Genomic DNA, 2,422 nt, shown 5'->3' on the forward strand with positions numbered 1-2,422 from the left:
GCCTCGGGCACGCCGGCGCCCTGCTGCGCGACCCGCTCGGCTTCCTCGGCTCGCTCTCCCGCCACGGCGGCGTGGTCCGCATCCGGCTCGGGCCGCGCACCGTCTGCGTGGTCACCGACGCCCGACTGGTCCACACCCTGCTGGTGGCCCTCGCCTACGACTGCCCGCGCGGCGCCGTCCAGGACACCCTGAAGACGGCCTTCGGCGACGGTCTGCTGATGTCCGAGGGCCAGGCCCACCGGGACCGCCGCCGGGTCATCCAGCCCGCCTTCGGCCCGGACCGGATGGCCGGGTACCTGGCCGTGATGCACCAGGTCACCGAGGAGCGGGCCGCGCGCTGGCGGCCCGGCCAGGTCCTCGACGTGGCCAAGGAGATGAACCACCTCGCGCTGGAGATCGTCACCCGCACGCTGTTCGGCGCCCGGCTCAGCGAGGACTCCACCGTCGCCTTCCACCAGGCGTTGCCGGACCTGGTGAAGGGCCAGATCGTCCAGTCCCTCTACCCGCACCCGGCCTTCGCCCGGCTGCCGCTGCCGGTCAACCGGCGCTTCGACGCCGCCGTCCGGGCCCTCAACCGGGTCGTCGACCAGGCCGTCAACGGCCGCTCGGCCTCCGCCCGGCCCGAGGAGCAGCGGGGCACCCTGCCGGCCATCCTGCGCGCCGCCACCGACCCGGCCACCGGCCGTCCGCTCACCGAGGCCGACGTCCGCTCCGAGGCGATCACCATGTTCGGCGCCGGGACGGAGACCGTCTCCACCACGCTCACCTGGCTGCTGGACGAACTCCTGCGCCACCCCGAGGTGGAGGCCCGCGTCCTCGCCGAGCTGGACGAACACCTGCCCGAGGGCGCCGCCCCCACCCCGGAGGCGCTCGCCCGGCTCACGTACACCCGCAGCGTCACCCAGGAGGTGGTGCGGCTGCACGCGCCCAACGCCTTCCTGATGCGCACCGCCGAGGCGCCGGTCGAGCTCGGCCCGTACCGGATCCCGGCCGGCACCGAGCTGCTGTACAGCCTCACCGCGCTGCACCGCGACCCGACCCGCTACCCGGACCCGCTCGACTTCCGCCCCGAGCGCTGGCAGGACGGCGGCGGGGCCGGGCGGCCGTCCTTCCTCCCCTTCGGGGCCGGCAAGCACAAGTGCATCGGGGAGGCCTTCGCCTGGGCCGAGCTGACCGTCGCGGCGGCGGCCATCCTGCGCCGCTGGCGGCCGGTGGCGGTGCCGGGTTCGCGGGCCCGGGAGGTGGTCTGGACGACCGTCCAGGCGCAGGGGCTGCGGGTACGGCTGGCGCCCCGCTCACCGGGTTCGACGCGCGCGGCGGACCGGGCGGGCTCGACGGGCGCGGCCGGTGCGGCCGGTGCGGCCGGCTCGACGGGTTCCGCGGGTTCTGCGGGTTCCGCGGGTTCTGCGGGTTCCGCGGACGAGCCGGCTGCGCCGGGGCGGTGTCCGTTCAGCGACGCGGCGGCGCCACCACCACCCACCGCATCGCCCGCCGCACCACCGCCGGTCGTCGCGCCCTCCCGGCCGTCGACCGAACTGCGCGCCGCCGCCGACCGGCACGCCGACTGGGCGGTCCGCCGCGGCCTGCTCACCCCGGACGAGCTGCCCGACTACCGGGGCTACGCCCTGCACGAGCTGATCGGCCACGCCTTCCCACGCGTCACGGGCACCGAGCTGGACCTGCTGGTGGACATGCTGGGCTGGTTCACCATCCTCGACGACCGCTTCGACGGCCCGCCCGGGCGCCGCCCCGACGAGGCCCGCGCACTGGTCGACCCGCTGGTCGACGCCCTCGGCGACGGCCCGGGCCCGAACGGGTCCGACGGCCGGGTCCTCACCGCCTGGCGGGAGCTCTGGGACCGCCAGACCGAATCGATGTCCCCCGCCTGGCGCGCCCGGGCGGCCCGCGAGTGGCAGGCCTGCCTGGCCACCTTCCCCGCCGAGGCCGAGCACCGCGCCCGCGGCACCGTGCCCGCGCTCGGGCTCAGCCTCGCGGACACCATGCGGCTGCGCCGCCACGGCAGCTGCCTCTACCCGTTCATGAACATACTGGAACGGGTTCACGGCGCCGAAGTCCCCGCCGCCCTGCGCGCCGAGTCCGCGCTGCACCGCCTGCGCGCCAACACCGCGGACGCCGCCACCCTGATCAACGACCTCTACTCGCTGGAGCGGGAGGAGCGGCAGAGCACGGCCGCCTTCAACACCGTCCTCACCCTGCAGCGGGTCCGCGGCTGCACCCGCAGCCGGGCCGTACGGGCGGTGCGCGCCCGGATCGTCCGACTGCGGCGGGAGAGCGAGGAGCTGCGCCAGGAGCTGGGGCACCGCCACCCGGCGGGGCGCTGGTACCTGGAGGGCACCCGGGAGCTGGTCGCCGGGGTCCACGCCTGGACCAGCACGAGCGACCGCTACCTGGTGCCGGACCT

Annotated in this window: 1 protein-coding gene; it reads left to right on the forward strand. The window is 76.3% G+C overall.

Features of this window, described 5'->3' with window-relative positions; translation table 11 throughout:
* Window positions 1-2,422: cytochrome P450 (locus tag J0670_RS35900; protein ID WP_207816852.1), on the forward strand; the 2,422-nt coding region annotated here is incomplete at both ends.

The organism is Streptomyces sp. FH025 (genome assembly GCF_017427025.1).
Lineage (GTDB): Bacteria > Actinomycetota > Actinomycetes > Streptomycetales > Streptomycetaceae > Kitasatospora.